The organism is Bacillus sp. FSL E2-0195 (assembly GCF_038003645.1).
GTDB classification, from domain to species: domain Bacteria; phylum Bacillota; class Bacilli; order Bacillales; family Bacillaceae_G; genus Bacillus_A; species Bacillus_A mycoides.
Map to the genome: position 1 here is coordinate 1,571,597 of NZ_JBBOPN010000001.1, position 20,303 is coordinate 1,591,899.

Sequence of the window (20,303 nt, forward strand, 5' to 3'; positions counted from 1 at the left end):
TGTAGCTTTAAAATATTCTTCTCATGAAAGAATCATCAGTGGGACTACTAATTGTAAACTGACAATAAAGTTATTTAATTTAAAAACTTAAAACACGTATAACCCCGTTCCGATTTTAAGACGGGGTTAAAATAAATTTGTTTAATTTTTGATGTGAAATACTCCACTGCACTTAAAAATACACCAAACCAATAAATTCGTTTAGATCTATGTGTTATTGCACACTCTAAAGCACCTTCTAATTTAAAAAACTTATTTATAACAAATTCAAACTTTCAATGAGAAGATAAATGCCTGTACAACTCAAAAGGGTATATGTAAAAAATTTAAAAATCCGTTGATTAAGCCATTTGAAAATAATTTGGCCTATAAACAAACCTAAAAATACAATTGGAATTGCATAAAAACTTGATTCCCAAATTGCTTTGTTTGTGCCAGTAAAGAGTATTTGAGTGACTAGACTAATGAAATATATAAACAGATAAAAAGCCAATGTAGTTGCTCTTAACTTCTCTTTTTTCGTATCAGTTCCTGTAAAGTAAAGTAACAGGGGTGGTCCTGGCATACCGATACTTGTCGTTAAAAGACCGGATAATCCACCCACTAAGAAATCTCTAGATTTTGTTGATTTAATCTTAAAGTTGCATATTAGCATCAACGTTAATAGTAAGAGCAGGATGCTAATTGCTAATTTAAATGTGTTGATGTTAATGGAAATGAAAATTAAAATACCAAAAGGAACACCAACTATACTTCCGAAAATTAATCTTTTCAGTAGAATAAAATCAATGTCCATTCTTATTTTCCAAATGAGTGATATGGAAATAATTAATGATAAAATGATATTTATTTGTATAGCTTCTTGTGGTAGAAATAACATGAGCAAGAAAGGTGTTGCCATAATAGAAAAGCCAAAACCTGTACTTGTTTGTAAAATAGAAGCTACTAATATAATACATATGAAAATGAATATAATCTCCAAAATAGCCCCCCTACATAATTAGATCCAATAAATATTTTAACATAAAGTGAAATTTTAATCAGTGGGGGTTTTGTTCATCCCCCACTGATTATTAGCCACACCAATCCGGGATCTTACTGCCCGGCAAATAGCGGGATGAAAAGCGGAAAAATAGCCGCTTTTTATGTTGCGGTTAATATTCCAAAGATGATCCTGTAGCTTTAAAATATTTTTCTCGTGAAGGCGTCATTACCCGGATTGCTAATAAACAGGAAAGGAAAAGAATGAGTAATGAACTACTGATTACAGTAATTTGAACGGAAAGAAATTGTGCGGATGCTCCAATTGCTAAAATGAAAAAGATTTGGATGAAATTTTTTATTGAATCAAACACGCTATCGATACGTCCTATCATATGTACAGGGATGTTATTTTGATAAAATGTTATAAAGCCAGTACCAGCAAATGATGAAGAAATACCAAGTAAAATAAAACCGCTCGCTGCGACTATAAATGAATTTGAAAAGGCAAAAATCACATAACCTATTGCTGTGAAAATCATACCTAATCCGATACAATGTTGAATTGCTAATCGTTTGGCAAAGAGAGAGACGAGAAATGAACCGCAAATGTAAGCAGCACCAGTTATACTAACAAGCATGCTATATTCTATATCGGATAAAAACAGTACTTGATTTGTGAAAACAACTTCTTGTGAATCGAGTGCCATAGAAACAAGCATAGTGGATTGAAATAAAACGAATATGAGAATAATGTAAGTTTCCGTTCGAGCGAATGAAAAAACTTGTTTCCAATCACTTCGTAATGTTTGTACGAAAGTATTTGCAACCTCTTCGTTTTGCTTTGTTTGTAATGTAATGTTTGGCAAGAAGTAAATGAGAATGGTAGAAAGTAGAAATGAAAGTGAATTGCAGTAAATAACAAAGTCTGCCGAGTAAGTAGTGAGAAGTATTCCAGAAAGAGCTGGACCGATAATAAAAGCCCCGTTTGTACATAGGCTATTCCAAGCATTAAATTGAGCACGATCTTCAGCTCGTATAAGCATTGTTTTATAAGTGAATGAAGCTGGATCGAAAAATGATGTAGCAATGCGAGTCAAAAAGATAAAAATATAAATGGCCCAAATAGAATCAAATAGTGGAATACAGCCAATGAGAGCTGCTCGAATTATATCTGTGATGAGCATAATGGACCGTTTGTTTAATCGATCTACTATACTACCAGACCATATTTTTGTAACAACGGTGGCAATTGGACCTACAATCCATAATCCTGCTACAGCAGCAGGGGAGTTTGTGCTATTTAACACCATTAAGTTTAGAGCGATGAGATACATAAAATCACCTAAACGAGAAATTCCTGTTCCCGACAATAATAATAATTTGTTTTTCATAAACAATTGGACCTTTCTTTCATTGTTTTTTAATCCGGCAGGAAATAGCGTATTCTTCTTCTGAGGCTGATTGACGAGCGGTTTTGCTTTCCCAGCGTAATAAAACTTGTGAGATCTCCCAAGTGAGTTGTTGTAATTCCTCTGGAGTTAAAAATAAATGAGATACAATATGGCTCCCTGTATTTGTTCCTTCAGTGCCTGCTTCTTCAATATAGAAGTGAGCAGATTTTGCTTTATAGTACTTTTCAATAATCCCCCGTTTTTCCTTTGTATCTACTAATTCAAGTAAGCCTCCGTCAAATAAAATTTGGATGTGATAGTGAACGCTACCAGCAGATTTATTTAGTTTAGTAGATACTTGTTTTGCAGTGAGTGTTTCGTCTTTTAAAAGGTGAAGAATTTGAATGCGAGTTGCATTGGAAATTAGCTTTTGTTGTTCTGCTGAAATGGTAAGTCGATCTTCAAACATTTTGTTAGCTCCTTTCTTATAATCTAAATTTATTGTACGTTCTAAAAAATTAGATTGTAAGAGAAATAAATCGCCTTTTTCTTGTGAATTTCGACATAAATAAAAATGGCATGTACATATACATGCCATTAAGTGATAGTAGATTCTTCACTAAGCTCCCCATGATAAAACAAGAACAGCCATATAAAACTAACGAAAATACAGCATATAGCTAACAAGATACCAATCACTTGCGGAGAAAGAATTTCTAAAAGCCATCCTGTAATAAACATAGATAACAAGCGATCCATAGATGGAATAATGAAATGAAAAAACAGCTCAAATATGAGCTGTTTTCGTATAGTTTTTAGTTAACCTATTTCATTCATTTAGAGTTTAGCGAAAAGGATACGTATTATATTTAAAACCCTCCGCCGCCACCCCAACAGCTACATCCGATAATGATTAGAAGGATGAATAGCACGATGAGTAAAGCAAATCCACCGCCGAAACCAGCGCAACTACCACCAAAGCTCATGTTTTTTCCTCCTTTTTAGGAAATTAATCTATATAACTAATGGATTACTTTATAAGATATGTTTTTATTTAGAAAAGGAGCAAGTCTTACTTCTAATTAGACAAGAGCCTGTGATCGGATTTAAATGTGATATTTACTTTGTTTCATAGCGCTTTTTTTAAAATGGTAAAACAATATGGAAGTGTATACTAGGTGAATGTATTGCAAATGAAAGGGGTATGTAACTTACAATTACATTAAAATTTCTTTTCATAAATATAAAATTTGTAAAAAAAGCCATTTTTTTATTTTTTTATGAGTGGAAATGTACTATAATTTTACAAGTAATATTATGGGAAAAGGGAGTTTTAGTATAGAGATGGAGATGGGACAATTACACAATAAAATAGAACACAAAAAGAAAGAGTTAATTCAACTTGTTGCTAGGCATGGATTAGATCATGATAAAGTTTTGTTATTTAGTCGAGATTTAGATATACTAATTAATAAGTTTATGAATATAAAAGGAAAAGTATGTAAGTGATTAATCTTTAATTTTTTATATTAGGATTATTTACTGATAAAGGAGAGAACAGTTATTGGAACATTTACAAGAAGAGTTGTATAAACAAATAAAAGAAGAAAAAGGTGCAGTTACTATATTTTTAAAGAGCGGAGTAAGAATAGTAGGGGAAGTAGTTGGAGTAGATAGATTTACAGTATTAATATTAGTAGATGGAAAACAACAACTTATTTATAAGCAGGCAATATCAACAATTATGAAATAAGACACTCATTTTGAGTGTCTTATTTCATAATTAAATGGTTATTGTTTACATGCTTCAACGTCAATGCCAGCAGCTAGTAATTTTTTTTCTCCGTCTTGTTCAATGATTTTTTGTAATCTAGATAAGAAAGAGTCAAAATCTGTATGTTTACCAACTTGGAAAGTCATTTTATGCTCAATTGGTAGCCAAGTATCAATATCAGCTTCGTTATGCTGAATTTTTACTTCAAGTTTATCAAGTGCATTAGCAACTTTTGCTTCATACGTTTCTTTCGCTTCGAACTCCATCCATAAATCGTATAATTCCACGCCGAGAGGACCTTCTAGTGTACGTTTAATATTTAAAATGGCCTCTAGCTCATTTTTCTGTTTTTGTAATTGTAATTCACGGCTATTCATCGTATCAAAGGCAGGAATATCACCAGCTTCTGCTTCGACAAGGTCATGAATAATAACCATTTTAAGTAATTTTTCTATATTTACTTTTTGATCCAAATAAGGCTCAACTAAGATAGCCATTAGGGACATACGCCACGTATGTTCAGCAACACTTTCTTGACGTCCGTTAGAAAGCCAACTATGTCGCATTTCATATTTTAGTTTTTCTGCTAATGCAATGACTTGTAAAATGTTATGTTCCATCGTGATCCTCCTCATATTTCTATACTATAATTCTAATATAGAAATGAAATGTGTCAATTTAATGAGTATATTGCGATAAATAGATGATACGCGTATAATGATTGTTATATGTGAAAACGCATTATTAAAATAAAAAAATGTTTTACGAAAACGAAAAAGGAAGGGCAGGAATATGGGAGACGAAAATCAAGGATTAGCTAGACCGCAAAGGAAAAAAAGGAAGTTTGATATTTCTAGCCCCTTTGGCATTGTAGTAGGTTTCGTTATTTTAATTGCAGCGATCATGCTTGGCGGTGGTGGAATAAAAGCTTTTAAAAATTTCTTAGATGTTTCATCTATTTTGATCGTTATAGGGGGAACAACAGCGACAATTATTGTGGCATATAGATTTGGAGAAATAAAAAAATATACGAAAAGTATTTTTACTGTTTTACATAGAAGAGAGGAAAATCTAGAACAGTTAACGGATTTGTTCGTTGATTTTTCAAAGAAGTCTAAAAAACATGGTTTACTCTCGTTAGAAGTTGATGGAGAGCAAGTAGACAATCCTTTTATTCAAAAGGGGATTCGTTTAATGTTAAGTGGATATGATGAAGCAGAATTAAAAGAAGTATTAATGAGAGATGTTGAAACAGAAGTATATGAGTTAAGAAAAGGAGCAACATTATTAGATAAGATTGGTGATTTCGCTCCAGCGTGGGGTATGATAGGAACTTTAATTGGTCTTATTATTATGCTTCAAAACTTGCAAGATACATCGCAAATTGGTACAGGAATGGCAGTTGCTATGTTGACGACATTGTATGGATCTGTTATTGCAAACATGATTGCAATACCGTTATCTGAAAAAGTGTATCGTGGCATTGAAGATTTGTATACAGAGAAGAAGTTTGTAATAGAAGCAATCACAGAGCTTTACCGAGGACAAATTCCTTCTAAGTTAAAGTTAAAACTTGATACATACGTATATGAAACGAAGATAAAAAAAGAAAAACGAGCAGCCTAATATTTCAAGGAGTGGTATGGTGATGATAAAACGACCGCAAAAAGGATCGCCTCGTTGGATGACGACTTTTACTGATTTAACGATGTTGTTATTGACTTTTTTTGTACTATTAGTTGCTACATCAAAACAAGATACAGTAAAATTATCGAAGATGCTTGAAAAGTTTAGTGATGCAGAACAAGTGGATGCGAAAGTAATGGAAGGTACAATACCAGATATTTCACATGAAAAAAATGATGAAAAAGCAGTTTCAAAAAAACGAATGGATGAATTGTATAAAAAGTTAAAAGCATATGTAGATAATAATGGTGTTAGTCAAGTGAATGTATATCGAGAAGATACAGGTGTTAGCGTCGTTATAGTAGATAACTTAATATTCGATACAGGTGATGCGAATGTTAAGCCGGAAGCAAAAGAAGTAATTAGTCAATTAGTAGGGTTCTTTCAATCGGTACCAAACCCAATTGTTGTAGAAGGACATACAGATAGTAGACCGATTCATAATGAAAAATTTCCTTCCAACTGGGAATTATCTTCAGCACGAGCAGCTAATATGATTCACCACTTAATTGAAGTGTATAATGTAGATGATAAACGATTAGCAGCGGTAGGATATGCGGACACAAAACCAGTAGCATCAAATGATTCACCGCAAAATTGGGAGAAAAACCGGCGCGTTGTAATATATATTAAAGAATAATATATTTCCATTTTATTAATAAAATAATAAAAATACAGAAATTCTTTTAAAAAAATATTAAATTTTCTCGTTTTATTTTGTATAATGAGTGAGAATGATAAGGTAAAATATTAAGATATATTTATACATAGAGGGAGAGAACCAAAAAGAATGGCACATAAAATTTTAGTTGTAGACGATGCGATGTTTATGCGAACAATGATTAAAAACTTATTAAAAAGTAATTCAGAATTTGAAGTTATCGGTGAAGCAGAGAATGGGGTAGAAGCGATTCAAAAGTATAAAGAACTTCAACCTGATATTGTAACACTAGATATTACGATGCCAGAAATGGACGGACTTGAAGCATTAAAAGAAATTATGAAAATTGATTCGAGTGCAAAGGTTGTTATTTGTTCCGCAATGGGACAACAAGGTATGGTATTAGATGCAATTAAAGGCGGGGCAAAAGACTTTATTGTAAAGCCATTCCAAGCCGATCGTGTTATCGAAGCTTTAACAAAAGTAGCAAATAGCTAATATAGAAGGGGTGCCACAAAGAATCAAATCAATGATAGCGGATAGACGTGTGGCCCCCTTTTTTCTCGTTATAAAACACTAAATTGTTATACATAAATGAAATGTTTGTTAGACAGGTAGGGGATTAAAATGCAAACAGATCTATTAAATATATTTTTTGAAGAAGCAGAAGAACATTTACAGTCGCTAAATGAAAATGTGCTAAATTTAGAACAGAATCCTGCCGATATGGGTGTTGTAGGGGAAATATTCCGCTCAGCTCATACATTTAAAGGTATGTCTGCGAGTATGGAATTTGCGGAAATGGCAGATTTAACTCATAAGATGGAAAATGTTTTAGACGAAATCCGTCATGGAAATATGATGGTGAATGCTAATATTATTGATGTTATTTTTGAGTGCATTGATAATTTAGAAAAGATGGTTACAGATGTGCAGCAGGGCGGAATGGGTAATATTGATGTTGTATCTACAAAGCATAAATTAGAAGCATTATTAAATGGGAATGTAGAAGTTTCTATGGAACAAGTAGAGCAAAGTAGTATAAACAATGATGATACAGTTTCACATGAAGTATATATAACCGTCGAACAACAAGCCATTTTAAAAGCAGTACGTGCCATTATGTGTATTGAAGCATTACAAAATGTAGGGGATATACAAAAAACGGTTCCAAGCATTGAAGAAATCGAAGCGGATGCTTTTGGATTTGAGTTTACAGTATATATGGATACTGATCGTAGTGTTGAAGAATTGAAACAGGTGGTGCTTCACGTTTCTGAAATTGAGAAAGTAGAAGTGAAGCAAGGAAATATAGCTGAAGAAGGAATCGTACAATCTATTGCAGCAACGCAGCTGGATCCATCTCTAGAGGCACGAACTCCAACAGCTAGTACTACACCGGCTAAAAGTAATACAAAAACGAAAAATGCTAAAGTAGAGAATCGTTCTATTCGTGTTCAGTTAGAAAAAATCGAAAGATTAATGAATATGTTTGAAGAAAGTGTAATTGAGCGTGGACGAATTGATGAATTAGCAGAAACGATTCAAAATAAAGAGTTAATCGAGCATTTAAATAGATTAGGGGATATTTCAAAAGATATCCAAAATGTATTGTTAAATATGCGTATGGTACCGATTGAAACGGTTTTCAATCGTTTTCCGCGTATGGTACGTATGTTAGCGAAAGATTTAGGTAAAAAAATCGATTTACAAATTAAAGGTGAAGATACTGAAGTTGATAAAATTGTTATTGACGAAATTGGTGATCCACTCGTTCATTTAATTCGTAATGCAATTGATCATGGTATTGAAACTGTCGAAAACCGACGTGATGCCGGGAAAAATGAGACCGGTACTATTAAATTAGAGGCGTTTCATAGTGGAAATCATGTCGTAATTCAAATTACTGATGATGGAAATGGTATTCATAAAGGAAAAGTATTAGAAAAAGCGATAAAAAATGGTGTTGTAACGGAATCAGAGGCAAATAAATTAACGGATCGTGAAGTGTTTGATCTTATCTTCCAACCGGGATTTAGTACAGCGGAAGTTGTATCTGACCTTTCTGGACGTGGGGTTGGATTAGATGTTGTTAAACATACGATTCATAGTTTAGGTGGGCATTTAATTATTGATTCTGAAGAAGGAAAAGGAAGTACATTCAGAATTGAACTTCCTTTAACATTGTCTATTATTCAATCAATGCTTGTTCAAACAAATGATAAGCGTTATGCCTTGCCTCTTGGCAATATTGCTGAAGCCATTCGAATTAAGAAAGAAGACATACAATCGTTACAAGGGAAAGACGTTTTAAACTATCGCAATCAAATTATTGAAGTGAAACATTTAAGTACTGTATTTGGTGAAAAAACAGTAGATGAGGCGTTCGCATCATATGATAGTCAAATGGTTCCTGTGTTAATTGTTCGTAATACACATCGTAGCTATGGACTTATCGTAAACACAATTATCGGTCAAAGAGAAATAGTCTTAAAGTCATTAGGTGATTTCTTTGCAGAGAGCTCTAACTATTTCTCTGGTGCGACAATTCTCGGTGATGGACGAGTGGTCCTCATTTTAAACCCAGAAGGTTTATAATAGGAATGAAGGAAGCTCCCCACTTGTATACAATTGGGGAGCTTTTTGGGTAGAACTAATAATATAAGTATATGAAAACCGTCGTTTACACATATTGTGGAAATAAATATATGTTCACAATTCGGATGATAAGTTTGGTAAAATATAACGAATGTAATAGAGAGTTTAAATCATTTGATAGAAAAACAAAAATGAGGAGGCAGGAAAAATGCCTGAGCAACACACAAAAGGGGATACTGGCACAATTGTGCTAGAAAAAGAATATGAACATTTAACGCCTCAAGAATGCGATATTCTTGGTGAGATTGCTAATATATCATTTGGTTCAGCTTCGACTGTATTATCAACAATTTTAAATAGGCAAGTAAGTATTACTGCTCCTCAAGTAGAATTGGTAGATTTATATGATACAAGTGATGTTGAAATTCCACATGTTGTATTAAATATCCATTTCACAAAAGGATTAGATATGGAAAATCTTCTTGTCTTAAAGCAAGATGTTGCTTTATCTATTGCTGATTTAATGATGATGGGAACAGGTGAAGTTGAAGAGGGAAAAGAGCTTGGTGAATTAGAGCTAAGTGCAGTACAAGAAGCTATGAATCAAATGATGGGATTCGCAGCAACATCTATGTCAGAATTCTTCCAAGATACGGTAGACATGTCTCCGCCAACAATTAAAGTTGTGCAACTTACAGAAGAGATGGAGAAGATTTCTGGTATTAATGGGAATAATATGGTTGTTAAAGTATCGTTTGAATTAAAAATAGATAATCTTGTGAATTCTCAGCTTGTACAGGTTGTTTCAGTTGAACATGCGAAGCGAATGATAAATAAATTGTTACAATTATCTGGTGGTGTGGAAGAAGAGATAGATGAGCCGGCGGAAGTGCAGGAAACTGAGATTTTAGAAGAGCATGTAGAAAAAGAGCAATTAACACAAGAAGAGAAAGATGTGCTTGGTGAAATTGCGAATATTTCAATCGGTTCGGCTTCAACAGTACTATCGACGCTTTTAAATCAGCCTGTCACTATTAGTACACCAAATGTAGAGGCGATTAATGTTCGTCATTATGAAGGAGTACCGGTTCCGTTTGTTATTTTAAATGTCGATTTTGTTGAAGGACTAAAAAATGAGAATGTATTCGTATTTACGAAAGATGTTGCTTTAACAATGGTAGATTTAATGATGATGGGAACGGGTGAAATTGATCCGGAGAAAGAACTAAGTGAATTAGAGTTAAGTGGCATTAAAGAAATTATGAACCAAATGATGGGGCATGCTGCAACAGCGATGTCAGAAATGTTTAAAGAAAAAATGGATATGACACCACCAGACGTTAAATTTGTTTCTTTAAAAGAAGAAATGGAATATTTGGGAGAGTCGATGGCAGTTGACGAACTCGTTCAAATTACTTTTAATCTTGAAATTGGTGATCTCCTTCAATCAAAGATGTATCAAATACTACCGATATCAGAAGCGAAAGAAATGGTTAGAAGACTTCTATATCCGATGGTGGAAGAGCAAGAAGAAATAGTTGAGGAAGTTGTTGAAGAGGAAGAAATTTCTGCACCAGTCGTACAGCCAATTGAATATAAAGAAGTCAAGCAAGTTGAGCCAGTATATATGGATACATCTATTCTACAAAATGTAGAAATGAATGTTAAATTTGTATTTGGAAGTACAGTGAGAACAATTCAAGATATTTTAAGTCTACAAGAAAATGAAGCGGTCGTACTTGATGAAGATATTGATGAACCGATTCAAATTTATGTGAACGATGTATTAGTGGCGTATGGAGAACTTGTAAATGTAGATGGGTTTTTCGGAATAAAAGTGACGAAATCGCTATAAGGCGTCAAAATAGGAGTTTGAACAAATAGATGAAAAACGTAAAGTTTTTTCTAGTTAGTTGGCTATTTTTACATATATGTATATTTTTACCAACGCAAGGACAGGCAGAAGAAAAAAGTGTACAAGATCAAAATATAAGCGAAATGAATGACCAAGAGGGAAAAAATAAAGAAGTTCAGGAACAGCCGGAACAAGTGGAAATGCCCTCGGTTGAAGATGAAAAAAAAGCAGTAGAAAATGAGCAAGGGAAAGAAAAAAAAGAAGAAAGAACGATAGAAACAGACCGAGGGGTTATTACAGTTAATAAGCAGGAGCTAAAGGTTGGCGAAGAAGTGCGGATTGCTGTAGAATCAAATGAAAAAAACATTCAAAGTGTAAAAGGCATATTACAATTACAAAAAAATGGTGAGCAGTACAGACAAGAGAGAATAATATCTTTTGAGTATGAAGAAGAAACGAAGCGATGGATCGCTAATTATAAGGCCGGAATATATGATTTACAAGGTGATTGGAACCTTAGGCTCGTTGAAAGCTATAAAGAAGATGAGAAGGAAGAAGTAATAGAGAACGAATTAAATGTCCCGCTCATTCGTATAAACAATGAAGCACCAACTATAGATAAAGAATTGCCAAAGTTAGAGAAAGTTAGTATTGATGAGGCAAAAGGGAACTTAATTGAACGGAAAAAGGGAGAATCCGTTCATATACGAGTACAAACGGTAGATATAGAATCGGTTGTTAAAGAAGTGCGCGTTATATTAAAAGGAAAAGAAGACGGTAACGATATTACTTTTTTATTAGACTATAATAAACGCGACATGGATTGGCAGAAAATATTTGAAATAACAGAAGCTTTACCTGTTGGGCCGCATCAACTTATTGTGGAAGTAACAGATGGGGCAGGTAACAAACTTGTGACAGAGAGTGAATATATCGTTTCTATCATCGAACAAAAAGTGAAAGATGATGAAAAGATAGAAGAGCAAGAGAATCAAAATGAAGTAGAAGATAAGAAAGAAATTGAGAAGCAGGAAGATCCGAAAATAGAGATGCCGCTTCCAGAAGAAAAACTTCCAGTTGTTCAAATTCGAAAGCAAGAAGAGAAAGTGAACTCTTATATAAAAGAGCCGTTGAAAGAAAAAGAGGAAATCAACTACGTTATAAAAGAGTTGTTAACAGACAACAAGGAAGTAAATAATGTGAAGGTTTATAAAGAGAAAAAAAGCGGAAATGACAATCAAGTCGTTTCTAAAAAGAAAGAGAAAATAGAAGAACAACAAGAAAAGAAAGAGGAAAAAAGTGAGCAGGGAGTACAGGCTTCTAATGTGTTTGCTGTTATGTCAGGATTATTTGTACTATTTTTAGTTTTAAAGAGTAATAAAGAGTGGGGCTAATAATTTGATAGTAGTGGAGGCGCTTAGATGGAAATTAAACGTACTACAATTGAAAATAAGACGCTACACCCATTAAAACAGCCTGCAGCTATTTCAGAACATGAAATTCAAAAAGAGCGAAAACGGAGTAATCTTGTGTTTACCGGGCGGTCCCAAATCATTTCGAAAAATAATGAAATAGGGATTCTACTTGCGAGTTTAGGTGATGGAAAGATTGTAAAAGATATGCTTTCTAAGGAAATGGATACGGTGTTGCAGTTGTTTTCAAAGCTACATATGTTGTCTGAGGAAGGAAAGCAATCGGAAAAAATATATGAACAAATTGTTAAAAGTTTGCAGGGGCTTATTAAACAAGCTCATATAAAGGGAGTTCCGTTATTAGACGGAACATATGATTTCGCTGAAGTGCAGCTTTCGTTTGGAAGAAAAGTGCATATTCCGTTACTTGATGTAAGTGCGCTCATTTCTAGAGTGGAACAAGATACATCAGAAGGAAATACGAATTTAATGATAACAGTTATTACAGCTTACATGACAAAATTGTCTAACGAAACAATTTTAATTAGCGGTACGGATCGTATTTCTAAAGAACGTGATGTGAGCGTGTGGAGAGCACTTGCAGAAATGAATATGACGCAATTATCTCATGCGTTGAAACATACGATTCAAGAGCATAAATGGTCTGTTACGGCTCTATTTCTCTTCATGTGGGTTATAGGTATCATATTGATTCGTATTATATAATAAAAGAAGGTCGTCATTTTAATTATGACGACCTTCTTTTATACTTTTTCGTAAAAGAATGTATCAAAGCGCTGAAGATTGTAGCGTTCGGGTGTTAAAATTTGTTCTGTGCTACCAACGAATAGTACGCCGCCTTTTCGTAAAGAACGACTAAACTTTTCATAAAGCTTTATTCTTGCTTCTTCTGTAAAGTAAATCATTACATTTCGACAAATGATTAAATCGTAGTTCGTATCAAATGTCTGCATTAATAAATCATGTTGTTTAAATGTAACTTGCTGTTTAATATTTTGATGCAATATATATGTATCATCTTCTTTTGTGAAATGACGTTGTTTTAAATCATTAGGTAATTCTTTCAAAGAGCGTTCTGTATATTGACCACGTTTTGCAGTTGCTAAAACATGAAAATCAAGATCCGTTGCTTGAATGTCATAACGAAACGGAGCTAGATGCTTCGATAATATTAAAGAAAGTGTATATGGTTCTTCACCGGCAGCGCAAGCAGCACTCCAAATTTTTAATTTACCGTTATTTTGTTCAAGTAGCTTTGGTAGAGCTTTCGTCTCTAACGTTTGCCAGCGCTCTTTATTTCTGAAAAACTCTGATACGTTAATTGTAATATAGTCAATAAAACTTAAAAATAACGTTTGATCGGTGCGTAAATTATTTAAAAAATTTGTGTAATTTTCAAAACCTTTTCTCGAAATGAAAGCGTCGATTCTTCGGCGCATTCTATCTTGCTTATAGGAAGCGATATCCATATTAAAGTGCTGTTTAAAACTTACGACAAATTGATTATAATCTTGTTCAGTTATCATATTTACAATAGGCACAATAACGATATTGTGCCTCCCCCTTTACATCATACGAATTTTTTGTTCAAAGCTTTTTTTCAGCTGCTTTTCATGTAAGCCTGGTAAATCATAAATAACAGCATCAATTCCTGCTTCTTTTGCAACGTCAACGGGAATGACAGACGTATGTTTATCTCCGTTATAAAAACAGAGAACTAAATCGGTATCTTCGATAATTTGCTTTACAAAAAACATATAATCTGATCGATAAATGGAGTCGGAAGGATGATCAAAAGCAATATACTCTGCTCCGTGTTTTTTTAAATAATCAACGACTTCTTGAAATTCGTCTGTTAATACATGTAACGGTTGCAGTGTGTAAAGGCATAAATTTTGAGCGAGCCTTTCATTTTCAATGAAAAAACGAAGAACTTCATTTTCAATAGATTTATAACATAATATGTAAATTTTATGTTTGTGAGCATAGTCAATTAAAAATTTTTTTATTTCTTCCTGATCTAATGCTGTTAATTGATTTGAACCACAAAGAAAAATATTCATAGATTTGTGCCACCTCATGCTAAATTGTAACATATCTTCTATAAAAAATAACTGCAAAATATCATTGTACAGAGTATAATTATAAATAACTGGATTTTACGATTAAGTTTGGAAGGAAATAAAAAAATAAATAGGTGATATATATGCTGCGTTCTATCTCGCATAATCCAATTTTATCGCATATACCGCCTGCTACTCAAATGCCGAAAGAAGCAAATGTCAGGACAGGACTTGCTTTTTCGGATAATTTGCATGCAGATCCGAAAAAAGATAAATTGTTAGAACAAATGGAAGCATTTGTTGATAACATTGGAGAAATTAAAGAGAAAATCGAATTAGAGTTAACGCTCGATAATGTAATGGAATACAAAAATACTGTAAAATCATTTTTGAATTTTTACGTTGATAACGTATTGCAGTATAAAGATGTTATGTCTCGTCATCCGCGTTACGGATATTCGCAGAAAATGACGATCGTAAAACAAGCTGAAATGGGATTAACTGAGTTAGAAGATGTTATGAATTTAATTAATACGAAAACAGGGCATTTAGAAATGTTAAATCAAATTGGAGAAATTCATGGTTTGATTGTAAATTTAGTCTTGTAAAGGAAAGGAAGCTATATGTACATACAATTATATGAAAAGCTCGTTATTATTCAAAAGGCATATGAAAATATTCAAACGCTTGGGGAACAAATATATGAGAATTTAAAAAATAAAAATGTAAATGCAGTTCAAAAGTTGCAAGTAGAGCAATTGCAGTACATAGAAGGTGTTAAAGGATTATCGCGATCTTTTGAGGAAATGGTTGTTCAGCTTTGTAAAGAAAAACAAGTTGAACCGCTGCGTATGCGTTCGCTATTTTCGTATTTTTCACAGGAAGAAAATGAAAAAACGGAAGAATTACAAAAAAGTTTAAATGAATTAGAAGAAAATGTAAAAATGATTCTTTTGAAAAATCAATATTACTTAAACGTACTATTAAAAACTACAGAAAGTATTGTGGATTCCGTTTCTGAATACAATTTGGAGAAAAACAATAATTCGCAAATCTTTATGAATGAACTATTGTAAAGGAGAAGTGAAGCATTATGAGATTATCTGATTATAATACGCCGTTATCTGGTATGCTAGCGGCCCAAATGGGATTACAAACGACAAAACAAAACTTATCTAACATTCATACGCCGGGTTATGTTCGTCAAATGGTAAATTACGGATCTGTTGGAGCAAGTAACGGTCATACGCCTGAACAGAGAATCGGTTATGGTGTACAAACATTAGGAGTTGACCGTATTACAGATGAAGTGAAAACGAAGCAATTTAATGATCAGTTGTCACAGTTCTCTTACTACGCATATATGAATTCTACTTTATCACGAGTAGAGTCTATGGTAGGAACGACAGGGAAAAATTCATTATCTAGTTTAATGGATGGATTCTTCAATGCTTTTCGTGAAGTTGCAAAAAATCCAGAACAACCAAACTACTACGATACATTAGTTTCTGAAACTGGGAAGTTCACAAGTCAGATAAATCGTCTTGCGAAAAACTTAGATACAGCAGAAGCACAGACGACAGAAGATATTGAAGCACATGTGAATGAATTTAATCGTCTTGGTGCTAGTTTAGCAGAGGCGAATAAAAAAATTGGACAAGCAGGGACACAAGTACCTAATCAACTATTAGACGAACGTGATCGCATCGTTACAGAGATGTCTAAGTATGCCAATATTGAAGTATCTTATGAATCTATGAATCCTAATATCGCGAGTGTTAGAATGAATGGTGTTTTAACAGTAAATGGACAAGATACATATCCACTTCAATTAAATAAAGAAAAAGAACCAATGTCTGTTGCGATTTATGGATCGGATATTCCTTTAACAGGTGGAGCCATTCAATCAGCAATAGATACGAAAGGGAAGATTGCTAGTTATAAGAAAAACCTTGAAGAATTAATGAGTTCTGTAAAAGGTCAAGTGAATACAGTGATGGGAAAAGATTTCTTCGTTGGAGATCATGCGAAAGATATTCAGTTAAACCCTGAATTCGCAAAAGATGTTTCGAAAATGAAAATCTCTGCTGAAACAGCAAATAAACTAGCAGGAATTACAGAGGGAGATTATAAAGAAGGTCTTTCTTATAAACAAGCATTAGACCAATTTATAGTTGGTGTAGCTTCTGATAAAAGTGCAGTGAATGCTTATCAAAACATTCATAAAGATTTATTAGAAGGTATTCAGGAAGAAAAGATGAGTATAGAAGGCGTTAATATGGAAGAGGAAATGGTTAATTTAATGGCTTTCCAAAAATATTTTGTTGCAAACTCTAAAGCTATTACGACGATGAATGAAGTGTTTGATAGTTTGTTTTCGATTATTAGATAGCATGTAGAAGGATCGAAAAAGCTTTTTTTATGAGGGAAGAGAGGATCCGGCGCAAGGTAGAAGCGGACAGAGCCTTTTAGTGGACCAAGCCATGTTAGACCAGAGATATGAGATGGGTGAAGGGGAAGTTAAGGGAGAGAATAGCCATGTTTAGCAAGCGTCCCCCCTATATAAATTAAATGAAAACGAAAAGTCTTTTTTATGAGGGAAGAGGAGAGCCGTATATAGTTGCGGTTTCTTCTTCACGCCAATTCAAATATAGATAAAGGAGAAGATAGAGATGAGAGTATCTACGTTTCAAAATGCAAATTGGGCAAAGAATCAGATGATGGATTTGAATGTGCAACAGCAATACCACCGAAATCAAGTAACTTCTGGGAAGAAAAACCTTCTTATGAGTGAAGATCCGCTGGCGGCAAGTAAATCATTTGCGATTCAACATTCGCTAGCAAATATTGAACAAATGCAAAAAGATTTAGCGGATTCGAAAAATGTACTAACACAAACTGAAAATACTTTACAAGGTGTTTTTAAATCTTTAACAAGAGCGGATCAATTAACAGTACAAGCGCTAAATGGGACGAATAGTGAAAAAGAATTGAAGGCAATCGGTGCAGAGATTGATCAAATTTTAAAACAAGTTGTATATTTAGCGAATACGAAAGAGCAAGGCCGTTATATTTTCGGTGGGGATAGTGCTGAACAAGCCCCATTTACAGAGGACGGTACGTATCAAGGTGGAAAAAATGATGTGAACTGGCAACTAAATGACGGTTATCAATTAAAAGCATTTCGTAACGGAGAAGAATTATTATCACCAGTTATAAAAACGTTAAAACAGATGAGTGAAGCGCTGAATAACGGTGATCAAAAAGCTTTGCAACCATTATTAGGAGAAAATAAGAAAAACTTAGATGGCATCATTAACCGTACAACTGAAGTTGGTTCAACAATGAATACAATGGAGACATTTAAAACAATTTTAAGTGAGCAAAATTTAGCGCTTCAAGAAAATCGTAAAGAAATTGAAGATGTTGATTTAGCGGTAGCAATTTCAGACCTAGCGTATATTAATGCAACTTATGAAGCAACGCTTAAAGCAGTTAGTACGATGAGTAAAACGAGTATTTTAGATTATATGTAAACAATAAGGAGTGAGAAATATGGCAGGGACGTTAACAGGTATTGGTGGTAGACAACAGATTTGGAACCTCGGAAATAATATGATCGATACTTCTAACTTTGTAGAATTAGAAATGCAAGCGTTAGATATGAGAAAAACACCATATACTAATGAAAAGAACCAACTTTCACAAGATAAACTATTATATACAAGCTTAAAATCAGAATTTAGTTCTTTCACACAAACTTTTAAAAACTTAGCGGCTTTTAAAGGGAATGAGAAAAAAGTTACAACAACACAAGACGGTTATATTAATGTAAAAGCTGATGGTGGCGCGATTGCAGGAACTTTTAATATGACGATTACACAGCTTGCACAGCGTCATCAAATAGCTTCTAATCCTATTACTGATATAAATGCAAAACTTCCTAAAGATGAAACATTAAAACTAGGCGGTAAAGATCTAAAAGTAACAACTGATATGACATATAAAGATTTAATAAATAAAATTAATGATGGAGATTATGGCGTATCGGCTTATACACTTGGAGATAAAATTTTTATGTCCTCGAAAAAAGAAGGAACAGATGGAGAAATTAATTTTAAGGAGAACACATCTACACTGTTTCAAGATATTGGTTTAGCTAAGGCGGATGGCACAGCAGTCAATACAATTAATGAAGCGCAAAATGCCATATATAGTATAAACGGTATCCCAGGTAAAAGTTCTACCAATACAATTGAAGCTCTTCCTGGTGTGAAAATTGAATTACTAAAAGTGACGGAGTCAAAAGCAGAAGGAACACCAGATGCAGGTACAACAACAGATCCAAAAGCAAAAGGTATAGATCTGAAGTTTACAGTAAGTGATTCAAATGTAACAGACGCATCAAATATTATTAAAAAGATGGTGGCTGATTATAATAAAGCTGTTTCTACAATAGATATTTTTGCTGGAAAAGGTGGAGCTTTCCAAGGTCAAGCTATTATGCAAAGTGTACGTCAAGCGATGAATAATGTCGTAACATTTTCTCAAGACGGTAATTATTTGTTTTCATTTGGAATTCAATTAAAGCAAGACGGGACGATGGAAGTTAATGATGAACAATTAACAAAAGCGTTAAAAGACAAGCCGGATGCAGCGAAGCAATTTTTCTTTGGTTCTAACGGTTTAGGGAAGATGATGGAAGAGCCACTTGATAAACTATTTGGTGATAAAGGTGTAGTTGGAGAGCGAGTAAAAAACATCGATTCTCGTGTAAGTGATTTAGATAAAAAGATTAAAGATATTGAAACACAAAATCTGCAAAAACAAGATGAAATCGTGAAGAAGTATCAAAAACTAGAAAGTACACTAGCGGAGCTTGATAGCCAATTGAAAACTATTAAAGCAATGACAAAACAAAAAAGTGATGATTAATGAAAGTTAAGGAAGTGATTGTATGCAAGCATGGCAACGTTATATGCAAAATGATATTATGACGAGTAATCCGATTAAAAATACAATTTTTATTTATGAAAGATGTATCGTTGAGTTTCGTAATTTAGAAGAGCTTTTAAATACTTTTAAACTACAAGAAGGAGATGCGCTTCTTGAAAAATTAGAACGTATTTTTGAAGAGTTAAAGCTTCAATTAAATCCTGAGATTACGAAAGATTTATATGATAGTCTATTCGGTTTATATGATTGGATTAGCATTCAAATTCAGACGATGAAAGTAACGCGTGAAGCAAAAGACATGGATGCGATTGTACAAGTGTTACAAGATTTAATAGACGGTTACCGCGGAGCACTCGAAAATGAACAATGATATTTATCGAGCGTTTGTCGGCTGTTTTAATGAAATCGGTGAATTGCAAGTGTCAGATGAAGAATTTGCTGAGAAAAGTGCTATGTTAAATCGCTGGATGATGACCTTGGATGAAAAGACGCGCGCAGATGTTGCAGCGGAAGTGAGTCCATTAATAATTAAGGCAGCACAGCATATTCGAGATAAGCAAAAGATTTTGGAAGAAATGATTATGACAAATGATGGACGAATGAAAGCGAATTCGTTTTACGGTAAATTTTAATGGGGAAATATGGAAATGGATACCCCTTTTAAAAGGGGATCCATTCCATTGTTTGAATAAGGCGTTCCGCTGATTGAGGTTTCACTTTATGACTGTAATAAAAAGAATGGTAATAATCCAAACAATGAAAAATAAGATGTCTTTATTTTATAGAGAGAAGTGTATGGAAGCTCTTTTTTTATTGTTTATATATCAAAATGTTACATGGATTACTACGCGTATACAGTTTTTTATATTCTTTTTTATATTTTTGTATTTTTCTAAAGACAA

Annotated in this window: 23 protein-coding genes and 1 pseudogene; 16 read left to right on the forward strand and 8 right to left on the reverse strand. The window is 33.5% G+C overall.

Annotation, left to right across the window (positions count from 1 at the left end; all coding sequences use genetic code 11):
- Nucleotides 1–256: 256 nt before the first annotated feature.
- From MHH59_RS08120 to MHH59_RS08140, 5 genes and pseudogenes are all read right to left on the reverse strand, one after another.
- A complete protein-coding gene (locus tag MHH59_RS08120) occupies nucleotides 257–982 on the reverse strand; it encodes a sulfite exporter TauE/SafE family protein (RefSeq protein ID WP_147740420.1) in 726 nt (241 codons plus the stop codon).
- Between the two features lie 172 nt (nucleotides 983–1,154).
- Nucleotides 1,155–2,375, reverse strand: coding sequence for an MFS transporter (locus tag MHH59_RS08125; protein WP_085312950.1), 1,221 nt, complete (start codon nucleotides 2,373–2,375; stop codon nucleotides 1,155–1,157).
- Nucleotides 2,376–2,394: 19 nt separating this feature from the next.
- The gene (locus MHH59_RS08130) at nucleotides 2,395–2,844 is read right to left on the reverse strand and encodes an ArsR/SmtB family transcription factor (RefSeq protein WP_000461279.1); all 450 of its coding nucleotides are present in this window, start codon (nucleotides 2,842–2,844) and stop codon (nucleotides 2,395–2,397) included.
- 128 nt (nucleotides 2,845–2,972) lie between these two features.
- A pseudogene (locus MHH59_RS08135) lies at nucleotides 2,973–3,159 on the reverse strand (MFS transporter); the annotation flags it as partial.
- An 85-nt stretch (nucleotides 3,160–3,244) separates the two neighbouring features.
- A complete protein-coding gene (locus MHH59_RS08140) occupies nucleotides 3,245–3,361 on the reverse strand; it encodes a YjcZ family sporulation protein (protein WP_000007805.1) in 117 nt (38 codons plus the stop codon).
- Between the two features lie 304 nt (nucleotides 3,362–3,665).
- Between MHH59_RS08140 and MHH59_RS08145 the strand changes: the two genes are divergently transcribed.
- On the forward strand, nucleotides 3,666–3,884 hold the full coding sequence (locus MHH59_RS08145) for an aspartyl-phosphate phosphatase Spo0E family protein (RefSeq protein ID WP_002141097.1): 219 nt from the start codon (nucleotides 3,666–3,668) through the stop codon (nucleotides 3,882–3,884).
- A gap of 55 nt (nucleotides 3,885–3,939) precedes the next feature.
- The gene (hfq, locus tag MHH59_RS08150) at nucleotides 3,940–4,128 is read left to right on the forward strand and encodes an RNA chaperone Hfq (RefSeq protein WP_002012071.1); all 189 of its coding nucleotides are present in this window, start codon (nucleotides 3,940–3,942) and stop codon (nucleotides 4,126–4,128) included.
- 38 nt (nucleotides 4,129–4,166) lie between these two features.
- On the opposite strand, the gene MHH59_RS08155 is transcribed toward hfq, so the two are convergent.
- A complete protein-coding gene (locus MHH59_RS08155) occupies nucleotides 4,167–4,769 on the reverse strand; it encodes an HD domain-containing protein (RefSeq protein WP_002030912.1) in 603 nt (200 codons plus the stop codon).
- Between the two features lie 172 nt (nucleotides 4,770–4,941).
- Between MHH59_RS08155 and MHH59_RS08160 the strand changes: the two genes are divergently transcribed.
- From MHH59_RS08160 to MHH59_RS08190, 7 genes are all read left to right on the forward strand, one after another.
- Nucleotides 4,942–5,775 (forward strand): flagellar motor protein MotP, encoded by an 834-nt coding sequence (locus tag MHH59_RS08160; protein ID WP_002012069.1) that lies wholly within the window; start codon nucleotides 4,942–4,944, stop codon nucleotides 5,773–5,775.
- Nucleotides 5,776–5,797: 22 nt separating this feature from the next.
- Nucleotides 5,798–6,475, forward strand: a complete 678-nt coding sequence (locus tag MHH59_RS08165) for an OmpA family protein (RefSeq protein ID WP_002126559.1) — start codon at nucleotides 5,798–5,800, stop codon at nucleotides 6,473–6,475.
- Nucleotides 6,476–6,625: 150 nt separating this feature from the next.
- On the forward strand, nucleotides 6,626–6,994 hold the full coding sequence (locus MHH59_RS08170; RefSeq protein WP_000940577.1) for a response regulator: 369 nt from the start codon (nucleotides 6,626–6,628) through the stop codon (nucleotides 6,992–6,994).
- Between the two features lie 129 nt (nucleotides 6,995–7,123).
- On the forward strand, nucleotides 7,124–9,094 hold the full coding sequence (locus MHH59_RS08175) for a chemotaxis protein CheA (RefSeq protein ID WP_002126563.1): 1,971 nt from the start codon (nucleotides 7,124–7,126) through the stop codon (nucleotides 9,092–9,094).
- A gap of 208 nt (nucleotides 9,095–9,302) precedes the next feature.
- Entirely contained in the window at nucleotides 9,303–10,949 is a 1,647-nt protein-coding gene (locus MHH59_RS08180; RefSeq protein ID WP_088291317.1) for a flagellar motor switch protein, read from the forward strand.
- A gap of 29 nt (nucleotides 10,950–10,978) precedes the next feature.
- Entirely contained in the window at nucleotides 10,979–12,343 is a 1,365-nt protein-coding gene (locus MHH59_RS08185) for a transglycosylase (protein ID WP_340851043.1), read from the forward strand.
- A gap of 27 nt (nucleotides 12,344–12,370) precedes the next feature.
- The gene (locus MHH59_RS08190) at nucleotides 12,371–13,087 is read left to right on the forward strand and encodes a hypothetical protein (protein ID WP_002086506.1); all 717 of its coding nucleotides are present in this window, start codon (nucleotides 12,371–12,373) and stop codon (nucleotides 13,085–13,087) included.
- A gap of 38 nt (nucleotides 13,088–13,125) precedes the next feature.
- On the opposite strand, the gene MHH59_RS08195 is transcribed toward MHH59_RS08190, so the two are convergent.
- Both MHH59_RS08195 and MHH59_RS08200 read right to left on the reverse strand, forming a co-directional pair.
- On the reverse strand, nucleotides 13,126–13,908 hold the full coding sequence (locus MHH59_RS08195; protein WP_002086504.1) for a CheR family methyltransferase: 783 nt from the start codon (nucleotides 13,906–13,908) through the stop codon (nucleotides 13,126–13,128).
- A gap of 39 nt (nucleotides 13,909–13,947) precedes the next feature.
- Nucleotides 13,948–14,445: a flagellar motor switch protein FliG gene (locus MHH59_RS08200; RefSeq protein ID WP_002086503.1), complete on the reverse strand. Its 498-nt coding sequence runs from the start codon at nucleotides 14,443–14,445 to the stop codon at nucleotides 13,948–13,950.
- Nucleotides 14,446–14,588: 143 nt separating this feature from the next.
- Between MHH59_RS08200 and MHH59_RS08205 the strand changes: the two genes are divergently transcribed.
- The 7 genes from MHH59_RS08205 to MHH59_RS08235 all read left to right on the forward strand — a co-directional run bounded on the left by MHH59_RS08205 (nucleotide 14,589) and on the right by MHH59_RS08235 (nucleotide 20,033).
- Nucleotides 14,589–15,053, forward strand: coding sequence for a YaaR family protein (locus tag MHH59_RS08205; RefSeq protein ID WP_340851044.1), 465 nt, complete (start codon nucleotides 14,589–14,591; stop codon nucleotides 15,051–15,053).
- Nucleotides 15,054–15,068: 15 nt separating this feature from the next.
- The gene (locus MHH59_RS08210; RefSeq protein ID WP_340851045.1) at nucleotides 15,069–15,521 is read left to right on the forward strand and encodes a hypothetical protein; all 453 of its coding nucleotides are present in this window, start codon (nucleotides 15,069–15,071) and stop codon (nucleotides 15,519–15,521) included.
- 17 nt (nucleotides 15,522–15,538) lie between these two features.
- Complete coding sequence (gene flgK / locus MHH59_RS08215) at nucleotides 15,539–16,837, forward strand: flagellar hook-associated protein FlgK (RefSeq protein ID WP_340851046.1); 1,299 nt, start codon at nucleotides 15,539–15,541, stop codon at nucleotides 16,835–16,837.
- A 280-nt stretch (nucleotides 16,838–17,117) separates the two neighbouring features.
- Nucleotides 17,118–17,981: a flagellar hook-associated protein 3 gene (locus MHH59_RS08220; RefSeq protein ID WP_002168743.1), complete on the forward strand. Its 864-nt coding sequence runs from the start codon at nucleotides 17,118–17,120 to the stop codon at nucleotides 17,979–17,981.
- A 19-nt stretch (nucleotides 17,982–18,000) separates the two neighbouring features.
- A complete protein-coding gene (locus MHH59_RS08225) occupies nucleotides 18,001–19,380 on the forward strand; it encodes a flagellar hook-associated protein 2 (RefSeq protein ID WP_063226106.1) in 1,380 nt (459 codons plus the stop codon).
- Between the two features lie 22 nt (nucleotides 19,381–19,402).
- On the forward strand, nucleotides 19,403–19,771 hold the full coding sequence (locus MHH59_RS08230; RefSeq protein WP_002012050.1) for a flagellar export chaperone FliS: 369 nt from the start codon (nucleotides 19,403–19,405) through the stop codon (nucleotides 19,769–19,771).
- A complete protein-coding gene (locus MHH59_RS08235; RefSeq protein WP_002126578.1) occupies nucleotides 19,761–20,033 on the forward strand; it encodes a hypothetical protein in 273 nt (90 codons plus the stop codon). Before MHH59_RS08230 ends, MHH59_RS08235 begins: the two co-directional genes overlap by 11 nt.
- Nucleotides 20,034–20,303: the final 270 nt, after the last annotated feature.

Excerpts from the sequence above, each read along its gene's own strand:
- MHH59_RS08235 (WP_002126578.1), top strand. The coding sequence starts at position 19,761 with ATGAACAATGATATTTATCGAGCGTTTGTCGGCTGTTTTAATGAAATC.
- MHH59_RS08180 (WP_088291317.1), top strand. The coding sequence starts at position 9,303 with ATGCCTGAGCAACACACAAAAGGGGATACTGGCACAATTGTGCTAGAA.
- MHH59_RS08175 (WP_002126563.1), top strand. The coding sequence starts at position 7,124 with ATGCAAACAGATCTATTAAATATATTTTTTGAAGAAGCAGAAGAACAT.
- MHH59_RS08130 (WP_000461279.1), bottom strand. The coding sequence starts at position 2,844 with ATGTTTGAAGATCGACTTACCATTTCAGCAGAACAACAAAAGCTAATT.
- MHH59_RS08210 (WP_340851045.1), top strand. The coding sequence starts at position 15,069 with ATGTACATACAATTATATGAAAAGCTCGTTATTATTCAAAAGGCATAT.
- MHH59_RS08195 (WP_002086504.1), bottom strand. The coding sequence starts at position 13,908 with ATGATAACTGAACAAGATTATAATCAATTTGTCGTAAGTTTTAAACAG.
- MHH59_RS08145 (WP_002141097.1), top strand. The coding sequence starts at position 3,666 with ATGTACTATAATTTTACAAGTAATATTATGGGAAAAGGGAGTTTTAGT.
- MHH59_RS08125 (WP_085312950.1), bottom strand. The coding sequence starts at position 2,375 with ATGAAAAACAAATTATTATTATTGTCGGGAACAGGAATTTCTCGTTTA.
- MHH59_RS08185 (WP_340851043.1), top strand. The coding sequence starts at position 10,979 with ATGAAAAACGTAAAGTTTTTTCTAGTTAGTTGGCTATTTTTACATATA.
- MHH59_RS08165 (WP_002126559.1), top strand. The coding sequence starts at position 5,798 with ATGATAAAACGACCGCAAAAAGGATCGCCTCGTTGGATGACGACTTTT.
- MHH59_RS08190 (WP_002086506.1), top strand. The coding sequence starts at position 12,371 with ATGGAAATTAAACGTACTACAATTGAAAATAAGACGCTACACCCATTA.
- MHH59_RS08220 (WP_002168743.1), top strand. The coding sequence starts at position 17,118 with ATGAGAGTATCTACGTTTCAAAATGCAAATTGGGCAAAGAATCAGATG.
- MHH59_RS08170 (WP_000940577.1), top strand. The coding sequence starts at position 6,626 with ATGGCACATAAAATTTTAGTTGTAGACGATGCGATGTTTATGCGAACA.
- MHH59_RS08225 (WP_063226106.1), top strand. The coding sequence starts at position 18,001 with ATGGCAGGGACGTTAACAGGTATTGGTGGTAGACAACAGATTTGGAAC.
- MHH59_RS08140 (WP_000007805.1), bottom strand. The coding sequence starts at position 3,361 with ATGAGCTTTGGTGGTAGTTGCGCTGGTTTCGGCGGTGGATTTGCTTTA.
- flgK (WP_340851046.1), top strand. The coding sequence starts at position 15,539 with ATGAGATTATCTGATTATAATACGCCGTTATCTGGTATGCTAGCGGCC.
- MHH59_RS08230 (WP_002012050.1), top strand. The coding sequence starts at position 19,403 with ATGCAAGCATGGCAACGTTATATGCAAAATGATATTATGACGAGTAAT.
- MHH59_RS08160 (WP_002012069.1), top strand. The coding sequence starts at position 4,942 with ATGGGAGACGAAAATCAAGGATTAGCTAGACCGCAAAGGAAAAAAAGG.
- MHH59_RS08155 (WP_002030912.1), bottom strand. The coding sequence starts at position 4,769 with ATGGAACATAACATTTTACAAGTCATTGCATTAGCAGAAAAACTAAAA.
- MHH59_RS08205 (WP_340851044.1), top strand. The coding sequence starts at position 14,589 with ATGCTGCGTTCTATCTCGCATAATCCAATTTTATCGCATATACCGCCT.
- MHH59_RS08200 (WP_002086503.1), bottom strand. The coding sequence starts at position 14,445 with ATGAATATTTTTCTTTGTGGTTCAAATCAATTAACAGCATTAGATCAG.